This is a genomic window from Clostridium ljungdahlii DSM 13528, from assembly GCF_000143685.1.
Taxonomy (GTDB): Bacteria; Bacillota; Clostridia; order Clostridiales; family Clostridiaceae; genus Clostridium_B; species Clostridium_B ljungdahlii.
Genome location: NC_014328.1, coordinates 3,845,223 through 3,867,492, shown reverse-complemented (window position 1 = coordinate 3,867,492; position 22,270 = coordinate 3,845,223). Strand labels below are relative to the sequence as shown.

22 protein-coding genes and 1 riboswitch are annotated in these 22,270 nt (G+C 30.3%); of the genes, 15 read left to right on the top strand and 7 right to left on the bottom strand.

All coding sequences use genetic code 11. The annotated features are described in order from the left end of the window. The first annotated feature begins 348 nt into the window (after nt 1-348). Together greA and CLJU_RS22665 are read left to right on the top strand one after the other, a co-directional pair. Nucleotides 349-813, top strand: coding sequence for a transcription elongation factor GreA (gene greA, locus CLJU_RS17455; protein ID WP_013240169.1), 465 nt, complete (start codon nt 349-351; stop codon nt 811-813). 100 nt (nt 814-913) lie between these two features. Beyond that, a riboswitch (SAM riboswitch) is annotated at nt 914-1,014 on the top strand. Nucleotides 1,015-1,062: 48 nt separating this feature from the next. Continuing rightward, nucleotides 1,063-1,221 (top strand): YbaK/EbsC family protein, encoded by a 159-nt coding sequence (locus CLJU_RS22665; protein ID WP_013240168.1) that lies wholly within the window; start codon nt 1,063-1,065, stop codon nt 1,219-1,221. A 319-nt stretch (nt 1,222-1,540) separates the two neighbouring features. Here CLJU_RS22665 and CLJU_RS17450 read toward each other — a convergent pair whose 3' ends face one another. Then, nucleotides 1,541-2,110 carry a flavin reductase family protein gene (locus CLJU_RS17450; RefSeq protein ID WP_013240167.1) on the bottom strand — a complete coding sequence of 190 codons (570 nt, stop codon included), beginning with the start codon at nt 2,108-2,110 and terminating at the stop codon, nt 1,541-1,543. 232 nt (nt 2,111-2,342) lie between these two features. Beyond that, nucleotides 2,343-3,920 (bottom strand): DEAD/DEAH box helicase, encoded by a 1,578-nt coding sequence (locus tag CLJU_RS17445; RefSeq protein WP_013240166.1) that lies wholly within the window; start codon nt 3,918-3,920, stop codon nt 2,343-2,345. Nucleotides 3,921-4,105: 185 nt separating this feature from the next. Here CLJU_RS17445 and CLJU_RS17440 point away from each other — a divergent pair, with 185 nt between their 5' ends. The 3 genes from CLJU_RS17440 to CLJU_RS17430 all read left to right on the top strand — a co-directional run bounded on the left by CLJU_RS17440 (nt 4,106) and on the right by CLJU_RS17430 (nt 7,498). After that, nucleotides 4,106-5,356 (top strand): M16 family metallopeptidase, encoded by a 1,251-nt coding sequence (locus tag CLJU_RS17440; protein WP_013240165.1) that lies wholly within the window; start codon nt 4,106-4,108, stop codon nt 5,354-5,356. Nucleotides 5,357-5,388: 32 nt separating this feature from the next. Continuing rightward, nucleotides 5,389-6,240 carry a recombination regulator RecX gene (gene recX / locus CLJU_RS17435; RefSeq protein WP_013240164.1) on the top strand — a complete coding sequence of 284 codons (852 nt, stop codon included), beginning with the start codon at nt 5,389-5,391 and terminating at the stop codon, nt 6,238-6,240. 70 nt (nt 6,241-6,310) lie between these two features. After that, nucleotides 6,311-7,498 (top strand): transglutaminase-like domain-containing protein, encoded by a 1,188-nt coding sequence (locus CLJU_RS17430; protein ID WP_013240163.1) that lies wholly within the window; start codon nt 6,311-6,313, stop codon nt 7,496-7,498. 42 nt (nt 7,499-7,540) lie between these two features. On the opposite strand, the gene CLJU_RS17425 is transcribed toward CLJU_RS17430, so the two are convergent. Beyond that, nucleotides 7,541-7,900, bottom strand: a complete 360-nt coding sequence (locus CLJU_RS17425; RefSeq protein WP_013240162.1) for a tetratricopeptide repeat protein — start codon at nt 7,898-7,900, stop codon at nt 7,541-7,543. Nucleotides 7,901-8,104: 204 nt separating this feature from the next. Between CLJU_RS17425 and CLJU_RS23205 the strand changes: the two genes are divergently transcribed. Together CLJU_RS23205 and CLJU_RS17420 are read left to right on the top strand one after the other, a co-directional pair. Beyond that, nucleotides 8,105-8,236, top strand: a complete 132-nt coding sequence (locus tag CLJU_RS23205; RefSeq protein ID WP_013240161.1) for a hypothetical protein — start codon at nt 8,105-8,107, stop codon at nt 8,234-8,236. A gap of 18 nt (nt 8,237-8,254) precedes the next feature. After that, a complete protein-coding gene (locus tag CLJU_RS17420; protein WP_013240160.1) occupies nt 8,255-8,653 on the top strand; it encodes a hypothetical protein in 399 nt (132 codons plus the stop codon). A gap of 230 nt (nt 8,654-8,883) precedes the next feature. Here CLJU_RS17420 and CLJU_RS17415 read toward each other — a convergent pair whose 3' ends face one another. Beyond that, a complete protein-coding gene (locus CLJU_RS17415; protein WP_013240159.1) occupies nt 8,884-9,687 on the bottom strand; it encodes an ABC transporter permease in 804 nt (267 codons plus the stop codon). Then, a complete protein-coding gene (locus tag CLJU_RS17410; RefSeq protein WP_013240158.1) occupies nt 9,687-10,445 on the bottom strand; it encodes an ABC transporter ATP-binding protein in 759 nt (252 codons plus the stop codon). The genes CLJU_RS17415 and CLJU_RS17410 overlap by 1 nt, the downstream gene beginning before the upstream one ends. A 457-nt stretch (nt 10,446-10,902) precedes the next feature. On the opposite strand from CLJU_RS17410, the gene CLJU_RS17405 reads away from it, so the two are divergent. Then, nucleotides 10,903-15,198 (top strand): 2-hydroxyacyl-CoA dehydratase, encoded by a 4,296-nt coding sequence (locus CLJU_RS17405; protein WP_013240157.1) that lies wholly within the window; start codon nt 10,903-10,905, stop codon nt 15,196-15,198. A 378-nt stretch (nt 15,199-15,576) separates the two neighbouring features. Then, entirely contained in the window at nt 15,577-15,858 is a 282-nt protein-coding gene (locus CLJU_RS17400) for an ABC transporter substrate-binding protein (RefSeq protein ID WP_013240156.1), read from the top strand. On the opposite strand, the gene CLJU_RS17395 is transcribed toward CLJU_RS17400, so the two are convergent. Further along, nucleotides 15,845-17,482 carry a recombinase family protein gene (locus CLJU_RS17395; RefSeq protein ID WP_013240155.1) on the bottom strand — a complete coding sequence of 546 codons (1,638 nt, stop codon included), beginning with the start codon at nt 17,480-17,482 and terminating at the stop codon, nt 15,845-15,847. The two genes, CLJU_RS17400 and CLJU_RS17395, sit on opposite strands and share 14 nt — an antisense overlap. Nucleotides 17,483-17,555: 73 nt before the next feature. Here CLJU_RS17395 and CLJU_RS22660 point away from each other — a divergent pair, with 73 nt between their 5' ends. The 5 genes from CLJU_RS22660 to CLJU_RS17375 all read left to right on the top strand — a co-directional run bounded on the left by CLJU_RS22660 (nt 17,556) and on the right by CLJU_RS17375 (nt 20,619). Further along, entirely contained in the window at nt 17,556-17,714 is a 159-nt protein-coding gene (locus CLJU_RS22660; protein ID WP_023162247.1) for a hypothetical protein, read from the top strand. Nucleotides 17,715-17,980: 266 nt separating this feature from the next. Further along, nucleotides 17,981-18,355, top strand: a complete 375-nt coding sequence (locus tag CLJU_RS17390) for a GntR family transcriptional regulator (protein WP_013240153.1) — start codon at nt 17,981-17,983, stop codon at nt 18,353-18,355. Nucleotides 18,356-18,357: 2 nt separating this feature from the next. After that, a complete protein-coding gene (locus CLJU_RS17385; RefSeq protein WP_013240152.1) occupies nt 18,358-19,215 on the top strand; it encodes an ABC transporter ATP-binding protein in 858 nt (285 codons plus the stop codon). Further along, nucleotides 19,215-19,865 (top strand): ABC-2 transporter permease, encoded by a 651-nt coding sequence (locus CLJU_RS17380; protein ID WP_013240151.1) that lies wholly within the window; start codon nt 19,215-19,217, stop codon nt 19,863-19,865. The genes CLJU_RS17385 and CLJU_RS17380 overlap by 1 nt, the downstream gene beginning before the upstream one ends. A gap of 106 nt (nt 19,866-19,971) precedes the next feature. Then, entirely contained in the window at nt 19,972-20,619 is a 648-nt protein-coding gene (locus CLJU_RS17375; protein WP_013240150.1) for an ABC-2 transporter permease, read from the top strand. Nucleotides 20,620-20,896: 277 nt separating this feature from the next. On the opposite strand, the gene CLJU_RS17370 is transcribed toward CLJU_RS17375, so the two are convergent. Next, nucleotides 20,897-21,139: an SHOCT domain-containing protein gene (locus CLJU_RS17370; RefSeq protein WP_013240149.1), complete on the bottom strand. Its 243-nt coding sequence runs from the start codon at nt 21,137-21,139 to the stop codon at nt 20,897-20,899. A gap of 235 nt (nt 21,140-21,374) precedes the next feature. Here CLJU_RS17370 and CLJU_RS17365 point away from each other — a divergent pair, with 235 nt between their 5' ends. Beyond that, nucleotides 21,375-21,932 (top strand): nitroreductase family protein, encoded by a 558-nt coding sequence (locus tag CLJU_RS17365; RefSeq protein ID WP_013240148.1) that lies wholly within the window; start codon nt 21,375-21,377, stop codon nt 21,930-21,932. The last annotated feature ends 338 nt before the right edge of the window (nt 21,933-22,270 follow it).

The window sequence follows — 22,270 nt, the reverse complement described above, 5'->3', positions numbered from 1 at the left end:
ATATGCTCTCATTACACACAAATTCATTGTGAGAATGTCTTTTCAAATTTACTTCCAATAATATTATATAATGATAGATATTTTAATGTCAATATGATCTTAACGTCACATTATTTGCGGAATATGGGTTTAAATAGTATGCATAATAAGTGATTTCGTCATTTAACTTGTATTATTTAATTAGTAATATTATAATAAAATAGTAAAGTAAATAAATGTATAAAAGCTATTAAACTTATACAAAATTTATCAAGTTTTGCAGCAAAGCCTTATCAATGAATCTTACTTAGTGAAAGTGTTACAGTAGGTAGCCATCAGATAAAATTTAGAATAGTGGGTGATTTTTTTATGCAAGATGTGATTCTTACAGAATCAGGTAAAAAAAAGTTAGAAGATGAATTAGAATATTTAAAAACAGTTAAGAGGGTAGAAATCAAGTTAGCGTTGAAAGCAGCACGTGCACAAGGTGATTTAAGTGAAAATGCAGATTATGATGCTGCAAAAGATGATCAATCTATGACTGAGACTAGAATACAGGAACTTGAAGCTCAGCTCAAGAATGCAGTAATAATCGAAAGCTCTTCGGAAGCAGATGTATTCGATATAAATAAAACCGCATTAGTAAAATTTTGTGACGTAGATGAAACTGAAGAAGTTACCTTAGTTAGTACAGTAGAAGCAGATGTTAAGAATATGAAGATAAGTATAGAGTCTCCTTTAGGAAAGGCACTTTATAAACTAAAAGTAGGTCAAAAGGCAACTGTGGCATCTCCTGATGGAAGTTATGATGTGCAGGTTGAAAAATTATTGTAAAATAAGTGTGTTGAATGTTTTATTTTTATAAGTTAAATTGATGAAAATATGTTGACAAATAATTAGCAGTTTGCTACAATTTATTAAATTAAATATTAAGTTCTTATCAAGAGCGGCAGAGGGACTGGCCCTATGAAGCCCGGCAACCTGGATGTAATCCAACGGTGCCAATTCCAGCAGGTATTACCTGAAAGATAAGAAGTGGAAGAATATAAATCTTCCTGTAGACTTATCTACAGGAAGATTTTTTTGAGTATAAAAAATAATATTAAAATTTATTTGGACGATTCAATAAAGGACTTCGATTATGTTTATCCTGCAGCAGGATCTAAAGAATATGCACTTAAAATAAGTCCCTCAGAAATAAGTGAACTTACAAAAGGAGAATGGATAGATGTAGGAGAATAAAATATCTATGTAGGTATTTTAAGGAAAAATAAACTTATACTCCGAACATTTTTTACAAACACAAGTCCGGTTAAATATTTTGATAAGTCTAGATAAAAAATTCTAAAAAAACTAAGAACTTTTGAAAACTCGTACCTCAAACAATTCAAAAACCCTAAGTTTTTACGAATTTTTTACTAAGACTTATGTACAAAATATTTAAATGCACTTGTTTGTTGTAAAAATGTTCTTACGTATAGGTTTATTTTTAAGTTAAAAAACTATAAGATATTTATAAGTTCAACCTTCACTTTTAAGTTATATGTATTTTAATTTAAAACTACCTTTTCTTCTTGACGGAAAATCCGAATTTGCCTAGAGGTTTTGAATTTATAGGAAAGTATTCTCCGTGAGAATAACATATGAGATTAGCTTTTTCTAAATGTATTTTCCTCTTATTGTCTATTAGATTTTCATCTACGTGAACCGATAAAATTTCAGCTATAAATAAATGATGGCTTCCAAGAGGAATTATGCTTTTAACCTTGCATTCCATGTTAACAGCACATTCTTTTATGCAAGGAACAGATATTTTTTCACTTTTTTCTAATTCTAATTTACATTCTTTTATTTTATTAAAGTCTCTGCCAGATTTTACACCGCATAAATCTACAATTCTGGTTAAATTTCTAGAGGGAAGGTTTACTGCAAATTCCATTGTCTCCTTTATGTATTTATAGGATAATCTCTCTGGTTTTATAGCTATAGTAATCATAGGTGGTTTAGTACATGCAGTGCCTACCCAGGCAGCAGTGAACACATTTATATCGCTATTTTTACTTTTTGAAGTTATAAGTACTGAAGGTACAGGATTCAGCATACAACTGCCTTTAAAAAATATTTTAGACATTGTAAATCTCCTTTTCTATTAAAGTATTGCTTTAAAATCTATTTAATATGAGGTATTATGGTAAATATTATTATGATAAAAATTTTTGCAATTTTATATGTGTATATATAATTTAGAAACAATATTTTTAAATTACAAAAAGCCCCAAAACCCTTAAATTGAGACGTATTCCTTGGGACATAGGGCTTAATTGTTTTATTATAAGACGTTTAAATAGTATACTTAAAGTAAACTAATGAGATTTTTTGCTTTTAGCCACTTCAACGGAAACTCTTCTTCCCTGAAGTTTTTTACCATTAGTTTTTTTCAATATAATAGAAGATACTCTTTCTGGGACATTTATAAATGTAAATTTATTTAGTATATCTATATCACCTATTTCATAGGCTTCGACTGAAGATGTTTCACTTATAAATTTTAAAAGTTTTCTAGGAGTTAAATTATCCATTCTACCTATTGAGAGGAATAACCTAACATCTTTTTCATCTACAGTTAAGGAATTTTCCTTATAATCAAAGCTCAATTCTTTGTCAAAAATTATTTTCATAAGAGCAGCTGCTACGTCTACTAGATTGTATTCTTCATCTAATTCAGTTGCTATAGGAATAAAGTTTTTATAATTGTCTTCAGATATAATGCTTTTAACTTGTTCCTCTATATTTTTATACTTAGCTTCATAGATATCATCTACTGTAGGAATTTCCTTCCTTCTTATCTTACTTTTGGTGAACTTCTCTATTTGCTTTAAAAGTATGTATTCTCTAGGTGTTACTAAAGAATAGGCAATACCTTCTTTGTTTGCCCTTCCGGTTCTTCCAATTCTATGAACATAAGATTCTGTATCCTGTGGAAGGTCATAATTTATAACGTGGGAAACATTTTCCACATCTATACCTCTTGCAGCTACGTCTGTGGCAACTAAGAATTCAAGGGAACCTTCTTTAAACTTTCTAAGGGTATTTAATCTCTGGTTCTGTCCCATGTCACCGTGCATACCTTCTACATTGTATCCTCTAGCCTGCAAACCTTCTACTAATTCATCTACACCACGTTTGGTTTTGCAAAATATTATGGCACTTGAAGGCTCATCTACGTCTAGAATTCTACATAAAGATTCAAATCTATCTTTTTGTTTTATCTCATAGTAATATTGTTTTGTTTTATCTACAGTCAATGTGTTCTTAGCTATTTTTATACTCTTAATATTTGACTTCATATACCTGGAAGACAATTTCTTTATCTGATCTGGCATAGTAGCAGAGAAAAGTAATGTCTGTCTGTCAGAATTTGTAGCTTTTATTATGTTTTCTATATCTTCTATAAAACCCATATCCAACATTTCATCTGCTTCATCTAATATTAAAAATTCTATATTGCTAAGATCTAAAGTTTTTCTCTTTATATGATCAAGTATTCTTCCAGGGGTGCCTACTACTACATCCATACCTCTTTTTAAAGATCTAATCTGCCTGTCTATAGGTTGACCACCGTATATAGGTAATAGGGCTACTTTTTTGAATTTAGCAATTCTGGACAACTCATCATTTACTTGAATTGCAAGTTCTCGGGTGGGAGTAACTATAAGAGCTGAGATGTGTTTGCTTTTGGTAGTTATCTTGCTTAACATAGGTGCTCCAAAAGCTAAGGTCTTTCCTGTACCTGTCTGTGCCTGACCAATTACGTCGTTCCCATCTAGTATTACAGGGATTGATTCAGCTTGAATTTGAGATGGTTCTTCAAATCCCATATCATCAATTGCTTGAAGAACCTTAGGATCTAAATTTAAATCACTAAAATTAATATTTTCCATTAAAACTCCTCTTTCTTTTTTATATTACAAAACAAAGTTTATCATATCATAGTATATACATATTATCAAATTTTAATTTAATTTTCTGTAATTAACAATTAGTCTAATTTTATGCTCTTTCTATTTCACTGTATATAAATTATAATATAATGTACGATAGTTTTTATTTAAAGAGGAGAATTTATATGTTTGATGCTAGACAGAAAGTTTTACCTAATGGTATAAAACTTATTACTATAAAAAGAGATACTTATATAGCGGCTTTTCATGCTGGAATTAAAATAGGAGCTATATATGAAAGTGTTCAGGAAAAGGGTATATCACATTTTATTGAACATATGCTTTTTAAAGGTACTAAGTCTAGAGACAATAAGAAATTAAACAATGATTTAGAAATCCTGGGAGGAGAATATAATGCATATACAGACAATAATTCTACAGTGTATAGTATTACTTCATTAAGGGAAGAATTAGAAAAGTCTGTGGAAATTATTTCCGATATGTTTATAAATTCTATATTTCCGGATGAAGAAATTGAAAAGGAAAGAGAAGTTATATTATCAGAAATAAAAAGCAGTAAAGATGATATAGAATCTTATAGTTTTGAAAAAGTAAATAAACTAGCTTTTAAAAAAGGTCCATTGAGATATGATACTGCAGGAGATGAAGAGGGAGTAACTAAATTTACAAGGAAAGATTTAATAGAATTTTATAATAATTATTATGTTCCCAATAATTGCTTCATAACAGTAGTTTCTTCTTATGAACACGAAGAGATTTATGATTTGATATGGAAATATTTTAAAGACTGGAAGTACAAGGAATTCACTAGAAACGACATAATAATTGAACAAAATATACCCTGTAGGGAGGTTTCTTATAAAAAAGATATAGAACAGAGTACTATTGTGTATCTTTTTACTTTTTATGGATTAAATAAAAAAGAGGAATTGGCACTTAAAATATTGAATCATAGATTTGGTGAAAGCAGCAATTCTATTTTATTTAGAAAACTAAGAGAGGAAAAAGGACTTGCTTATGACGTATATACGGATTTGGATTTAACTACGGGAGTAAAGACTCTCTATATATATACTTCAGTCAGTGAAAAGAATATAAAATCTGCTATGGATACTATAGAAAAATGCATATATAAAGTAAAGAATGAGGAAATAAAATTTGATGATAATACTATAAACTTAATGAAGAAGATATTAAAAACTGCAGTAGTATTTACCCTTGAAGATGCCACGGATATAGGAAATTATGTTTTACATCAGGCTATAGAAGGTGAAAGTATATATAAATGTGTTGATGATATAGATGAAATTGAAAGTATAACTAGAGAAAATATATACGAAGTGGCTAGAACTGTCTTAAAAGATCCAACGGTTCATGTTTTAAAAAGAGAATCTAAACGCAGCAGTTTTCACTAATGAAATTATGAATAATATGGGGGAGGGCTAGGTTGAGTAATTATACAGTAACTAAAATTGAATTACAAAAGAAAAATAAAGGTAGGGTAAATGTATATATAAATGAAGAATTTGCATTTGCCTGCAGTGCAGAACTTGTGTATAGTTATGGCATATCAAAGGGAACGTCTGTTGATATGAATTATTTAAAAAGTATAATTGAAGAAGATAATTTTATAAAATGTAAAAGTTGTGCATTGAAAATTATAGAGAAGGTTTATAAAACAGAAAAACAGATTAAGGATAAATTAGCTCAAAAACAATATGATGAAAATGCTATTTCAAGAACTATAAAGTTTTTAAAAGAATACAAGTTCGTAGATGATGATAAGTTTACAGAACTTTATATAAAAGAAAAAATTTATTCTCAAGGTAAAAATAAAATAAGATATTCCCTCATTAAAAAAGGAATAAGTGAGGATATTATAAGTAAAAAATTGGATCTTATAGATGAAGAACAGGAGGAAAAAGCTGCTTTTAACATAGCACAAAAAAAGTATGCTGTGCTTATAAAAAGTGAAAACAACATAAGAAAAGTATATGAAAAGTTGGGAAACTACTTGGCAAGAAGCGGATATAGTTTTGAAAAGGCGAGGACAGTATCGGATAAAGTCATAAAAAAGTATGCCAAGCTAGAAGATGAGAAAAAGGAAAGTTTTCAAGAAAATATTCAGGAAAAAAGTAAAGATGAACTATATAATCTGGCAAGTAAAAGGTATAGGATAATAACTAAATCAGAAACAGATAGAAATAAAATATATAGGCGGCTTGGAGAATATCTTTTAAGAAGGGGGTATTTATGGACAGATATAAAGAATACGTTAAATGAATTATTAAAGGATTAGAATGCTTGTATATGAAGTGATGTACAATCACTATCAATAAATTTTTTGCCATTTAGAGGTGATTATTATTATGAAAGTAAACCCTATAACTTTAATGATAGGGGTAATATTTTTATATCCCATCATAAAGGGATTTTTATTTAAGTTTTCTTCTAATGATTTAAAATTGGATATTGATGATGTAAGCAGAAGCATTTCATTTATAATATCTCTGATAATAGGGATATATTTTGGTAAGAAGATATTTATACAGCATGACCAGGGTATATATGAAAAGATATATAATTTAATACCTCAAAATCTCACACAATACTTTGATAACAATAACTTTATAGTATATGCAGTTCTGCTTCCCATTCTAATATTTATATGTTATAGAATAATAAAATTATTTTTTAATTTAGTAAATCGTATTATTTTCTATCCTGTGTTAGATAGTATAGATAGGTTTTTAAGACCAAAGGGGAACATGTTCAAGAGAATAGCAGGAATGGTATTTGAGCTGCCTAAGGCAGTATGTTATGCTCTTTTAGTTGTATTTGTATTAAATATAATGTCTATATTAAATGTAAGTCCTAAATTGAGCACATACTTAGAGGGCTCAAAACCTTATGAGAGCATTTGCAAAGAAGTAGTTATTCCCGTTACTAATTCTACTATCGCAAAACAACTGCCAAATGTAATAAATAATTCTTTTAAAATAGTAATAAGAAATGCAAATTCAAATGAAACAAAGAGCGTAGATCAATTAGATAGGGTTAAAAATGAAGCCAATACAGTAGTCTATTATAATGGAGTTACTTTAGATGAAGGAGTAAAATCCAATGGCGAAATAAATAGTTTAGCTAAAGCACTTGCCTCAGAAGGAGGCAATACCAATGAGAGAGCAGAGATGTTATATAATTGGATAGGCACTAATATAAGCTATGACCATGAAAAGGCAAATAAGGTGTTGAATAATGAATTCAATGTAAAATCAGGTGCAATCCCAACTTTTTATTCTAGAAAGGGAATTTGTTTTGACTATTCTTGTCTGTATGTGGCTATGGCTAGAGCCAATAACATGAAAGTAAGGCTTATAACTGGAGAGGGATTTAATGGAATAAGCTGGGTGAGCCACGCGTGGAATCAAGTATATATTCCTGAACAAAGCAAATGGATAAATGTGGATACTACCTTCTACAAAGGTGGAAATTATTTTGACAGCAGGAGATTTCAACTTGATCATAAAGATGCACAGATAGCAGGAGAATGGTAGCATAAGTAAGTTCCACTCATATTGTATTAGAGTGGTACTTACTTATTTTGATTTTGTTATATAGTTTTTCAATATGGCATTTATTGCTTTTTCACAATCAGAGTCCTCATTATCTAAGCACCATGCGTTGTTAAAATATATGAGGGCTTTTTTGTTATCTTTTAGCATAGTGTAGCAATATCCCAGGTTAAAAAAGTATTTACTTTCTCTCTTTATATTTAGAGCAGAATTTAATAAGTTAATTGCTTTTTTATAATCTTTAAGTTTTATGAAACATACTGCTGAATTATACAGTGAGGATGCTTCATTATCTTTTATTTGTATTGCCTTTTCATACATATCGATAGCTTTTTTGTAATCCCTGTCATTGTAGTATTCGTTAGCCTCTTGAAAGTAGCTCATTTTAATCCTCCTCAGTTCCTATGGAATTTCATGGTTCTCTAGTAAATTTATATCCATATTTTCTAAAAATATTCCATTTATATTTCAAAAATGTGATTAGAGACTTTATATTATTACAGAATCTAAAGGATTTTAAACAAGAGATACAGTATTTATATAGTAAGATGTAATTGCTTATAAAGAATTGGGGGGGACGAGGTAAAATTGAAAAAACATTTTAAAAGTCTTATTTTAATATTCTTTTCTGTAATACTTATTATTAGCATTGGGTGCAGCAATTCAAAAATAACTGATAATAAAAATATGGAACCTGAATCTAAAAGGGTAATAAATTAAGTAACATCAAATTATATTATGGAGTACTATTCTCATATATTAACCAACGCTGACAAGATCTTTGAAGCACATAAATTATATGCAATTGAACAGAAAGATGGATTAATAAATGTTTATATTTATACCTTATTTGAAGGATACGCATTTGCTAACGGAAAATTTGGATCTTCATGCGGCGGATCAAATCCAGCACTAGTTGTGTTGAGAAAAGATAAGGATAAATTTACTGTTGTTAAATTTCAACAGCCAGAAGATGGAGATGAATGTGGGCCATCTATAAAAAGAATGTTTCCACGTAAATATGCAGAGGAAGCTATGAGTGACTCAGGTCGTGATTTAGGACTAGAAAAACAAATAAAATTAAATGCTAAAGAATGGTTAAAAGCAAAGGGAAGGAGTGAATCACTTTCAGAATAACAATTTTATGTATTTAATGAAGCAATATTTTTAAAGAACAAAGGTCAAAGTTCAAATATCAAATAAAGATAAATTTCTTCCTAACGTCGGAAAATATTAAAATTATAGATTTCCTGAGGTACGATGGAAATCATCTTTATCTGTTCTTTGTTATTTGAACTTTGTTATTTTCAAAAGCTTTGCTTCGTAATTTTTTTAAAATACGAATTAATTATTTACAATCCTGCAATTTAATGAAGCATTATTTTTGTCAGTTTTTTTTCTGCAAGTTCCACTGCTCTGTACATTAGATAAGCTAAAATTGAAAGTATGATTATGCTAACCATTACTGTATCTAACTGTGATATTTGGCCCCCGTATATGATTAAGAAACCAAGGCCTTCTTTTGCTACTAGGAATTCTCCCATTATTACGCCAACCCAGGACAGGCCTACGTTTATTTTTAAAGCAGATATTAAAGTAGGTACTGAAGAAGGTATTATAAGATAAGTGAGAATTTGTAGCTTTGAAGCTCCAAAAGTTTTTAGAAGCCTGATTTTATCTCTATCTACAGTTTTAAACCCATGAAATACATTTATTATGGTCACAATTACAGAAATTAATATGGTGATTACAATGATAGTTGACATACCATTTCCTGCCCAAAATATTATTATAGGTGCTAAGGCAATTTTAGGAAGTGCATTTAATACAACTATATAAGGGTCAAGTACATCTGAAATGAAGTCAGACCACCATAGAAGTATAGCAATTATAGTTCCGAGAACTGTGCTAAGTAAAAATCCCAGTATGGTTTCATAACAAGTTATGCCAATATGTCTAAATAGAGTTCCTTCTGCATAGAGCTTTATAAGGTTTTTCCACATTCTAGATGGTGTACTGGTTAGAAAAGGATCTATCCATCCAAGGTCGCCTGCTATTTCCCATAATGCAAAAAAAGCTATTAAAATTATAATTCTGCTTAATATAACTTTCTTCTTTCTAGTTACTATATTGTTTATATATATTTGGTGTTCCTTGTTGTAATCCAACATTAATAATTCAACTCCTTCCATATGCTGTTAAAGTAAATTCTAAATTCTGGGTCTTCCCTGCATTTTAAAGGAGAATTATAAGATTCACTGAAAGTTATATCAAATATTTTTTTAATTTTAGCAGGCCTTTTTGAAAGTACTACTATTCTATTTGACATAGATATAGCTTCTGATATATCGTGGGTTACCATTATGACTGTTTTTCCTTCCCTCTTCAATATTTTAAATATTTCATCGCTTATATTTAATCTAGTCTGATAATCTAGTGCTGAGAAAGGCTCATCTAAAAGTAGAACTTCAGGATTTAAGGCAAGAGTTCTTATTAAGGCAACCTTTTGACGCATACCCCCCGATAGTTCATCCGGGTAATAATTTACAAAGTCCATAAGACCATAATTTTTAAGTAGAGAAGTTAACTTGTCTTTGTATAAGTCTGGTGATTTATGTTGTATTCTTATACCAAGAGTTATATTGTTCCACACGCTGGACCATTCAAATAGGTGATCTCTTTGAAACATATATCCAAGTTTTGAGGAAGCAGAAGCTAAGGGTTCATTATCTATAAATATTTCACCACAAGAAGGCTTTATAAGACCTGCTATTATATTTAAAAGTGTAGTTTTTCCGCAGCCTGATGGACCTACTATACTTAAAAATTCTCCTTCTTCTACGGAAAAGTTTATGTCAGTCAAGGCTTTAGTAAATCCTTTAAGTGAATGGTAGTTCATAAATACATCTTTTACTGTTAATTTACTCAAAATATCATCTCCCGCCAGTTTACAGTTATTAATTGGCATTTATTAGGTTTAGGCATTTTCTTTGAAATGTCTTATTACAAACTATGATTTATTATATGAAGGCTCGTAATTTATTGTTCCTGACGAAAAGACTATAACATCACAAAATTCAACACATAGCTATGAAAATACTCACATATTAATTTATATTATGGTAGTATTTTAAACTTAAAATTAATTAAGGGGTAACATGTGTTATAATATAATTACTGAATTAGGTTTAAACACAGTTTAAATCCAAATTGTATTGTAACTATGCGGCATATTCGTAGAATTATTTTCTAAATATGGGTTGTAATGGCATATACTATAAAGCATATGGATAAAAGCTATTATTTCCTGTTTATTGTTGAGTGAAAATATATTACAATATCAATGTACTATTTCAAATTATTATTTTATTAAAAGGTGATTGCTTATGAAAAATTTATTTCATGTAGGTCTTGATGTAGGTTCAACTACAGTAAAAATAGTTATATCAGATATTAAAGATAGTATAGTATATCATAAATATCAAAGACATTTTTCTGATATAAAAAGTACTATAGCTAAAGTTATTAAAGATGCCTATGAAAAATTAAAGGATTCAAATATCACTGTAATGGTTACGGGTTCAGGTGGGTTATCTGTATCTAAGTGGCTTGACATACCGTTTATTCAAGAAGTAGTAGCTTGTACTAATACTATAGAACAATTTATACCGGAGACGGATGTTGCAATAGAATTAGGCGGTGAAGATGCCAAGATAACCTTTTTTGATGGTGGAATTGATCAAAGAATGAATGGAACTTGTGCAGGTGGAACTGGTGCATTTATAGATCAAATGGCATCTCTTCTTCAAACAGATGCGCAGGGACTAAATGAATTAGCTAAAAATTACAAAGTGATTTATCCTATAGCAGCAAGGTGTGGTGTATTTGCCAAAACTGATATACAACCTCTTTTAAATGAGGGAGCTGCAAAAGAAGATATTGCAGTATCTGTATTTCAATCAGTTGTAAATCAGACAATAAGTGGACTTGCTTGTGGAAAAGTTATAAAAGGTAATGTGGCATTTCTAGGTGGACCACTGTATTTTTTATCAGAACTTAGAAAAAGATTTATAGAAACTTTAAAGCTTACGGATAAGCAGGTGATTTTTCCTGAAAATCCTCAATTGTTTGTAGCACTTGGAGCAGCTATTTCTTCTAAAAATGGAAAAGTTATTTCTGCTGAAGATTTAGTAGACAGGCTTCCTAATTTAAGCAATTCTTCAGCAGATGAAATACAAACCATAAGACCATTATTTAAAGATGAGAACGAATTAAATGAGTTTAAGAAAAGACACAGTACCAGTGTGGTAAAAAGAGCGAACTTGAATACATTTAGAGGAAACTGTTATCTTGGAATAGATGCAGGATCAACTACAACTAAGGCGGCACTTATAGATGAAGAAGGAAATTTACTTTATTCTTTCTATAAGGGTAATGAAGGCAGCCCTTTAAAGTCGTCTGTAAGAATATTAAAGGATCTATACAAAAAGATGCCTGAAGGTGCACATATAGTAGGTTCAGCAGTTACAGGTTATGGAGAAAATCTTATAAAAGCAGCACTGCATGTGGATATAGGTGAAGTTGAAACTATTGCCCACTATAAGGCAGCAGAATTTTTCCAGCCTGGAGTAGATTTTATACTGGATATTGGTGGACAGGATATGAAATGCTTGAAGGTTAAGGACAAGGTAATTGACAGCGTAATTTTAAATGAAGCCTGCTCATCTGGATGTGGATCTTTCTTAGAGACTTTTGCTAAATCACTTAATATGAGTGTAGAAGACTTTGCAAAAGCTGCAGAAACTTCCCAAAAACCTGTGGATTTGGGTTCCAGGTGTACTGTATTTATGAATTCGAGAGTTAAACAAGCTCAAAAAGAAGGAGCTTCAGTAGGAGATATATCTGCAGGACTTTCTTATTCAATTATAAAGAATGCTTTATTTAAAGTAATAAAGATGAGAAATTCAAAAGAATTTGGAGAAAAGGTAATAGTACAAGGGGGAACTTTTTATAACGATGCTGTACTTAGAGCCTTTGAAATCATATCTGGCAGGGAAGTAGTAAGACCTGATATAGCAGGGCTTATGGGAGCTTTTGGATCTGCAATTATTGCAAAGGAAAGACATCAGGCTGGGTGTGAAAGTACACTTTTAAGTGAAAATGAACTAGGCAATTTCACATCAGAAGTATCTATGAGAAGATGTGGAAAGTGTGCTAACAATTGTCTTTTAACTGTAAATAAATTTTCCGATGGAAAAGAATTTATATCTGGAAACAGGTGTGAAAGAGGTGCAGGATTAGAACGTAAAAGTCAAGATGTGCCTGATGTTTTTGCTTATAAGTATAAAAGAATATTTAATTACATTCCTCTTAAAAAGAGCGAGGCAAAAAGAGGGATAGTAGGGATACCTCGAGTGTTAAATTTATACGAAAATTATCCATTTTGGTTTACATTTTTCACTGAGCTGGGATTTAGAGTAGAAATATCTTCTCGTTCATCAAAGAGAATTTACGAACTTGGAATAGAAACAATACCTTCTGAGTCAGTTTGCTATCCTGGAAAGATGGTCCACGGACATATAATGGACCTTATAAATAGAGGAGTAAATTTTATATTTTATCCATGTATACCTTATGAGAAAAAAGAACAAGAAAATGCAGATAATAACTATAACTGTCCTATAGTAACATCTTATCCTGAAGTTATAAAAAACAATATGGATATACTAAAGGAGAAAGATATTAATTTCAAAAATCCATTCTTGTCTTTGAATAACGAACCCAAGCTGGCAGAGAGACTTGGAGAAGAACTTAAAGAGTTTAATATACCTCAAAAGGAAATATCCTCTGCAGTGGCAAAAGCTTTTGAAGAGAGTAGAAATGTAAAAAATGATGTAAGGTCAAAAGGTGAAGAAGTAATAAAATATCTTAAAGATACAGGTAAAAAGGGCATAGTACTTGCAGGAAGACCCTACCATATTGATCCGGAAATAAATCATGGTATACCTAATATAATAACATCTTACGGTATGGCAGTACTTACTGAGGATTCTGTGGCACACCTTGGAGTAGTAGAAAGACCTTTAAGGGTAGTAGATCAGTGGGTATATCATTCTAGATTATATGCTGCAGCAAGTTTTGTGGCTAAACAGGACAATATAGAACTTGTACAATTAAATTCCTTTGGCTGTGGATTAGATGCAGTGACTACAGATCAAACTCAGGAAATATTAAATAAATACGGAAAGATATATACAGTACTTAAAATTGATGAGGGTAGTAATTTGGGGGCTGTTAAAATAAGAATGCGTTCTCTTAAGGCAGCTATTGAAGAGAGAGATAAATCTGGTTTTAAACCTCATAAAGTTGGAACTGATTATAAAAAAGTACTGTTTACTGAAGAAATGAGGAAAAAGCATACTATATTGTGTCCTCAGATGTCACCTATACATTTTCAATTTCTGCAGGAAGCTTTTAAAGCATCTGGATATAACCTGGAGGTGCTACCTTCTGTAGATAAGAAAGCAGTAGATGAGGGACTTAAATATGTAAATAACGATGCTTGTTATCCTTCCATAATAGTAGTGGGACAAATGATAGAGGCATTAAAATCTGGAAAATATGACTTAAATAATACTTCTTTAATAATTTCTCAAACAGGGGGAGGATGTAGGGCTACGAACTATATAGGTTTCTTAAGAAAGGCACTTAGAGAAGCTGGTATGGAAAATATACCTGTAATATCCCTAAACACAGTGGGATTAGAAAAAAATCCAGGATTTAAAATTACCATTGGACTTGTAAATAAGGCTATGATTGCACTTTTATATGGAGACTTGTTTATGAGAGTGTTGTACAAAGTAAGGCCTTATGAAAAGATACCGGGATCTGCAAATACTCTTTATAGAAAATGGGTTGATAAATGTAAGGAAAGTGTTAAAAGTGGAAGTCACAGTGAATTTAAAAAAAATATATACAGCATAGTAGAAGACTTCGACAATCTTGAATTAAATAAAGTTAAAAAGCCTAAAGTTGGAGTAGTAGGGGAGATATTAGTTAAGTTCCATCCTACAGCTAATAACAACATTGTAGATGTTTTGGAAAAAGAAGGTGCAGAAGCAGTAGTTCCGGACTTGACAGATTTTCTTTTGTATTGTGCTTATGATGCTGAATTCAAATATAAATATTTAGATGGAAGTTATAAGGACAATATCATAAATAAATGGGCAATTAAATGTATTGAATATTTTAGAAGGCATATGAGAAAAGCACTTGAAAATAGTAAAAGGTTCACTCCTCCATCAGACATTGAGGAACTGGCAAAATATGCTTCTGAAGTGCTTTCTATAGGGAATCAAACGGGTGAAGGTTGGTTCTTGACAGCTGAAATGATAGAGCTTATAAGAAGTGGAGCAAAAAATATCGTATGTATGCAGCCTTTTGCATGTCTGCCTAATCATGTAACAGGTAAGGGAATGATAAAGGAATTAAAGAGAAGATACAAGGGAAGTAATATTGCTGCTATAGACTATGATCCAGGAGCAAGTGAGGTAAATCAGCTAAATAGATTAAAACTTATGTTGTCTGTGGCATTTAAATCTATGGCAAATGAAACTTCAGTCCAAAAACCAAAAGAAAAATTAGTACCTCAAGCAGCACTTGCTCAAAGTGGAACTAAATAATATGGGGTTTCTAAGCAAAAAATCAACGTATACTTCACATATTTTTTACAACCCTCAGCTCGATTAAATGTTTTGATAAGGCTAAGCAAAAAATTCTAAAATCTAAGGACTTTTGAAAACTCGTACCTCAAACAATTCGAAAGTCCTTAGATTTTTTACGAATTTTTTACTAAGTCTTATATGCAAAATATTTAAAAGAGCTTCGTTATTGTAAAAATATGCTTGCGTATAAGTTGATTTTTAAGTTAGAAACCTCATAAATATATAGAGCGTTCAATTAGAAACTCTATAGAGATGATAGAATTTCTAAACATTTTAACATAATTGTAGTATCCTTCATATTAATAATATAAATATTAATGTTTTTTGGAGGATTTTATGACTAGAAAGAAGTTTTGCATAGGTTGTATTTTACTCTCCTTTATATTTATAGTTACTATTTTTACGGGATGTGGTGGTAAGAAAGATAGCAAGGCATTAGTTACAGTAAAATTGAACGAGGTAGCAAGGTCTGTATTTTATGCACCTATGTATGTGGCAATAAATAAGGGAATGTTTAAAGAACAGGGTATAAATATAGATCTAACAACAGGTCAGGGTGCAGAAGCTGCCATATCAAAAACACAAGAAGGCGCAATCCGTGAAATTACGTCTTCTTAATACTAGTATCACATCCAATAAGATTTATTTGTAAAACTTCATCTTTACCATACCATATTATATTTTTTATTAAAGAGTTTAAAAGCAATTTTTTACTGTCAATATCCATTGAAGCAAGGAACTTTTTAAAATCCAAAAGCTGATCTTTTATTGAATTTAAAAATTTCTTAGAACAGACAGTTGAATTTGTAGAAGTTGATAATTTAGTTATTTTATTTTCCAAATCCACATTTTCTTTTCTTATATCAGACATTTCTTTTTTTATTATTTGTAAAATATCTATATTGTCATCTAGAAGGGAGAATTTTTTAATCAAACCCTTAAGAATTTTGTTATTAGCATCAATCTTTTTTTTTAATCTAAGCATTTGTTTTTCTGATGCATCTTTGTTTACCTTATTTGACGGATCTGATTTATAAATACGTAAAAGTGCAGATATATCCAAATGCAAAAAATATTTTTCTACGTATTCTTCTGCCTTGTAGGCATTTAACATTTTATTTTTGCATCTGCTGCTGGCTCTATTTTTTAAGTTGCATCTGTAATAGCGTTCTAAGAAATCTTTCTTTTTATTGTAATGAGACCAGGAGGACATGCCTGAGCCGCATTCACCACAAATAATCATTCCTGAAAGCAAAAATTTTTTGCCAGTACCACAGCGAGGAGAAGATTTTTTCTTACTTTCTTCTAGTATATTGTGACACTTTACCCATATATCAGAACTGACAATGGCTTCATGTTTGCCAACAGATACAATCCATTTATCTATAGGGTTTTCTTTTTTACCTCCTGCTTTTTTATTGTATACCATAAGTCCATGCTTTCCATCAGGAATACCACAAGTTATAGCTCCTTTACTTTTAAACCAGCTAAATATTTTTTCATCTGCTGTACAGTATACAGGATTTAGTATTATTTGCTGTACAGTTCCACGAGAAAATTCTCCACCATTTTTACCTTTATACTCCTTTTTACAAAGATAACTTGCGGTAGAACTAAAGTTTTTTTTACTCAAATATAGGTTATAAATAAATTTTACAAGATTTATTTCAGCTGGTACACTGCTTAACTTAAACATTTTTTTCCCTTTACCATTAGAATTCGCATATTTTACAGGTTCAGATTTGAATCCAAGAGGTGGAGTACCTCCAAGCCACCTACCTGTTTTAGCAAGTTCCAGCATATTATCCCGTACTCTTTCTGCTATGGTTTCCCTTTCTAGTTGAGCAAATACTGCAGCTATGTTCATCATGGCTCTGCCCATGGCGGAAGATGTGTCAAACTGTTCTTTAATAGAAATGAAAGATACATTATATTTATTTAGAATTTCAAGAGTACCTGCAAAATCAGCTACATTTCTTGATATTCTATCAAGTCTGTAGCATATTAAGTGAGTAAATTTTCTCTTTTTTATATCTGATATTAATTTTTGAAATTGAGGTCTTTTAACATTAGAACCACTAAAGCCTTCATCTTCGTATACCATTATTTCCTCAATATTGTTATACATCCTGTTTAAATACTCTCGGCACATCTCTACCTGGTTTCCTATGGACTCACCTTTGTCTGTGAATTTTGATTTCCTTGAATATATGGCAGCTCTTATTATGATTATCACCCCCATCTATTTATATAATATTAATCACCTTTTAAAATTAATCTCATATTATGGTAAAAATGCTAAAAGGGGTATGGTTATGACCATAAAAGTTATAGTTAATTATCCAAAAACAAAAGAGGCTGTGGAAAAATTAAAGGTTGTTGAAGCTAAGATAGTACTTAATTATCTTAAAGGCATATTGAGTTTTGATGATTTAAATGAACTTATGGGAATGCTTGAAGAAGAAAATATTTAAGTATAAAAATTTATTTGAACTTATATAAAAAATACTCCAAAAGGTACCAACATTTTAGGAGGAACAGGTGCTGTAAGCAGTGAAATTGAAGATGAAGTTTCCAAACTTATGAGTAAATAAAAAGGAATTCTCTACTACGGTGTAATAATTGTAGTAGAGAATTTTTTTTAGTTTTTCTATTGACAGAGCGTACATATTAATATATTGTATATATATGATATATACAATATACATGAAATACATAATTTAGGATAAGAGGTGATTAGTTGGATATCATCATAAGCAACTCCAGCGATAAGCCAATTTATGAACAAATATCAGCCCAAATAAAAAACATGATTATAAGTGGTTCCTTGCCTGAAGGATATGCCCTGCCAAGCATGAGACTTTTGGCTAAAGAACTGAGAATCAGTGTTATAACTACAAAACGTGCCTATACAGATTTAGAGAGAGATGGTTTTATTGAAACAGTAAAGGGAAAGGGAAGTTTTGTAGCAGGCAAGAATATGGAGATTATAAAAGAAGAACAGCTGCGCCTTGCAGAAGAACATTTACAAAAAGCTGTGGATCTTGCAAAGGTAAGCGGCATTAGATATGAGGAACTAGAAGATATTCTAAAATTATTATATAAAGGAGAATAATTATGGATGAAGCAATAAGTGTTAGGGGATTAAACAAAACTTATAAAAATTTTAGCTTGAAAAATGTTTCATTTTCTGTACCTAAAGGCAGTATCGTAGGATTTATAGGTGAGAATGGTGCAGGAAAAACTACTACATTAAAAGCTATTTTAAATTTGATTAGCAGGGAAAGTGGAGAGATAAAAATACTAGGTCGTGACAATATAAAAGATGAAAAGTATATAAAAGAACAGATAGGTGTAGTTTTTGATGAAAGTAATTTCCACGATACTTTAAATGCAAAAAACATTTCAAAATTTATGGCAAAGATTTATAAACAGTGGGACAGTAATCTTTTTTTTAGCTACCTGGATAAATTTCAAGTACCTAAAGATAAGATTGTAAAAGAATTTTCAAGAGGAATGAAGATGAAACTATGTATTGCTGCTGCACTGGCTCATAAGCCAAAACTTCTGATTTTGGATGAAGCAACAGGAGGACTTGACCCTGTTGCAAGAGAAGAAATTCTTGATATATTTTTGGATTTTATTCAAGATGAAGAACATTCTATTTTGCTGTCATCCCATGTAACTAGCGACCTTGACAAGATAGCAGATTATATTACTTTTATTCATGATGGACAGGTGGTTTTCAGTAAAAGCAAAGATGATTTGAGAGAAAATATGGGTATGTTGAAGTGTGGAGCTTCAGACTTTAATAATCTTTCTAAAGAAGAATTTATAAATTACAGAAAAAATCAATTTGGGTATGAGGTTTTAATAAACGATAAATATGATTTTATAAAGAAGTATCCAAAACTTGTGGTGGACAACACTTCTATAGAAGATGTCATGCTATTTTATATTAGGGGTGATAAATAATGCTGGGGTTAATTCTAAAAGATTTATACAATTTAAAAAAAAGTAGTAAATTTTTAATTATTTGGCTTATAGGTTTTGGGGTTATATTTTTTCAACAAGATAATATGGGTTTTTTAAATGGACTTGTGGTAATTTTAGCAAGCATGCTTGTTATAAATACTATGTCATATGACAACATAGCAAAGTGGGATAAATACGCACTGACTATGCCAGTTACAAGGAAAGATGTGGTACTTTCAAAATATCTGATTTCCATTATTTTAAGTCTTACTGGGGCAGGGATTGCAGTAGCTTTGTGTTTTGTCCAGGGAATTTATAAGCATAACTTAGATATGGTGGAGATATTTGAAGTCACTGGGGCCGTTCTGGCAGTTGGATTTTTGTTTATAAGCATTACATTACCTGCCATTTATAAACTTGGAGTAGAGAAATCACGTATTGTTATATTTTTAGTATTTTTTTTAGTATGTGGTGGTATTACAGGTATTTCCAAATCTAAACTTGCAAAGCTAAGTCTTTCTTCTTTGGCGAAGCATTATATCGATATTATTTTGCAGTACTTGCCTATTATATCACTTTTAATAACAATTTTAATTATGGTAGTTTCCTATTCTATATCTGTAAAAGTATATAGTAATAAAGATATGTAAAATATTTGATTTATTCATTTTTGTATATTAATACAACTTTAAAGGACATGTAGCAAGTTTTGTGACAGAGGGATATAATGCTATTTTATATTAGAGGTGATAAATAATGAATGGGTTGATTTTGAAAGATTTGTATAACTTAAAAAGAAGTGGAAAATCTTTGCTTATTGGAATCATGGTCTTCAGTTTAGTATATTTTTTACAGGATATTAATATGGAAGTTTGGGATGTATGGATAATATTTATAGGAAGCATATTTGTTGTAAATATTATGTCCTACGACAATATAGCAAAGTGGGATAAATATGCACTTACCATGCCTGTTACAAGAAAAGATGTAGTTCTTTCAAAATATTTAGTTTCCATTATTGTAATCTTTATGGGAGTAGTACTTGCAACAGCTTTAAGTTTTACCCAGGGAATTAGTAAACATAATTTAGATGTCATAGAAATATTTACAGTCAATGGAGCAGCTATGGCAGGTGGTTTTTTGTTTGTAAGTCTTATGTTACCTGCTATTTATAAATTTGGGGTTGAGAAATCACGTATGCTTATACTTTTAGTTTTTTTAGCACCTGCTGGCATAGTTATTGTCAAATCTAAATTTTCTAAATTAAGATTTTCTCCTTTAGATGTACAGTATATACATATTATTTTGCAGTATTTGCCTGTTATATTACTTTTAATAGCAATTTTAGCTATGCTAATTTCCTATTCCATATCTTTAAAAATATATAGCAATAAAGATATGTAAAAGAAATATTTTGCTACTATTTTGGAGGTGTAGGATAAATGGATTATAAAGATATATTGGTATTAGTTATTGTAATTGTCTTTATATTATTTGGGGAAAAGCTTTTTCCAAACAATCCTTTGAGTGCGATGATCAATTATATAAAATGCCTATTTATCCATAAGTCATAATATTTAATTAGTGGAAAGATTAGCTTTTGCAGAAAAGACGAAAGAGAAATAATATGGATGTAATTAAAAAATACCAGGTGATTTTTACTGGTATTTTTTACATAATACTATGATTGAATTTGTGTTTTCTTGTTTCTATATTCTTCTTCAGTTAGTTCTCCTCTGGCATACCTTTCATTAAGTATATTTAAGGCATTATTGTTTCCAGACGGTTGGTTATTTGGCTTACTTGATTGATGAAGGTAGCGTATAAGAGCTATAGCAGCTAGAATTGTTAAGGCAATCATACATATCATCATAAAAAGTCCCCAGCCATATCCCATCATTCCATATCCATAATAACCCATCATTGATATCACCTTCACTTTTATTGAAAAATAGTTACTAATTTAATTATTTGAATCATATATAAAAATTATTCCTATAAATTTTCTGGTATTTTTTATTGACAAGAAAAGAAAAATAACATATAAAGGAATTAGAAACATAGAATACTGATTATTAAAAACTCAACTTTAACTATTAATTAAAACTTTGTATATCTGAAGATTGAGTTAAAAAACAGGTGTTGAAAGGGGTAATAAAATGGAAGTTTTAGAATGCATTAGCGGTAAAAGAAGTGTTCGAGCATATACAGATGAAGTGATATCTAAAGAAACTATAACTAAGCTTATAGAGCTTGGCACAAAAGCTTCAACTGGTTCAGGTCTTGAACCATGGGGATTTGTAGTTATTCAGGACAAAGAGGAAATAGATTCTTTATCTGAAGCTACAAAACAGTATTTATTGAACAATATGGAAAAATATCCCTACTTAAGTCAATATGAAAGTTGGTTAAAGAATCCTAAATATAATATATTTAATAATGCAGGTACAGTACTAGTTATTTATGGAAATAAAGAATCTCACTGGCATGTTTATGACTGCAGTCTTGCAGCAGGAAATATTATGCTTGCAGCTCATAGTATGGGAATTGGAACTTGCTGGATTGGATTTGCAGAGGCTCTATTAAATACAAAAGAATTTAAAGAAAAACATGGGGTACCTGAAAAATATGAATTGGTTTCTACCATGAGCATGGGATATATGAAAACTAAAATGACTCCACCAGAAAGAAAAAAACCTTTAATATTTTCTAAGTAAAATTTATAGAGTTCCTAAACAAAAGTCAACTTATACTTGGGATATTTTTAATAATTAAAAATATCGAAGTGTAAGTTGATTTTTAAGTTAGAGAATATACACCAAAAATGGTGGAATTAATCTTAAGTTTTTCTTAAGACTTTCTTTAATATTACTTATCGAAATCACGGTATAATTTAGGTATATAGGAAATGAAGTTATACATTGACATATATATCATTAAATGATATGATTTATTTATAATATATCATTTAATGATATATTGATAAGGGGGGAGTTTTATTGAAGGTAAGTCAAATTTGTAAAATGCAATTCCTCAATCAAAAGTTTGAAGGGAT